General features: G+C 53.1%; 1 protein-coding gene. It reads right to left on the bottom strand.

All coding sequences use genetic code 11. The features are described 5' to 3' along the window. Window positions 1-35: 35 nt before the first annotated feature. Entirely contained in the window at window positions 36-275 is a 240-nt protein-coding gene (locus tag E1297_RS00660; RefSeq protein ID WP_155132659.1) for an ATPase, read from the bottom strand. Window positions 276-456: the final 181 nt, after the last annotated feature.

Raw genomic sequence — 456 nt, 5'->3', positions numbered from 1 at the left:
ACGCAAGCTGGATCGGGCGATTGAGGAACGGTGATCTAGTCACCATCTCTGGTAATACCTAAGCCAATCTCAAACGCCTTTTCACACGCTGCTTTTGCCGCGTCCTTGTTTTCGGAAATGCCGCGGTCGATTGAATGGCTGTCATTCACGAACCAGAACCAGCGTGTGCCGCCCGGTTCCTGATAGGTTCGGGCATAGCGATCCGGGTAGTCGGAGTGGGTGCCGGTGCCGTCGTTCGGACGGTCTCGCCATGTGCGTTTCCAGGTGAGTTTCATGCACTCATTATATATAGGGGCGTGAGAACAAAGCATGCGTTTCCGTGCGTCCGCACAGAAACCGCACAGAAACCCACGGACATTGAAGGAACATCACACATTTTCTTTGACTAAAAACCGCAGAAAACCGCCATTTCCGTTGTGGGAATGGTCGTTTACACCGAGGATGTCGGGAGTTCGA

This window comes from Roseibium sp. RKSG952 (genome assembly GCF_009711355.1).
Note: the sequence above shows the minus strand (reverse complement) of the source record. Positions and strands in the feature narration are given on the sequence as shown.

Coding starts and splice junctions, on each gene's coding strand:
- E1297_RS00660 (WP_155132659.1), bottom strand. CDS start 275: ATGAAACTCACCTGGAAACGCACATGGCGAGACCGTCCGAACGACGGC.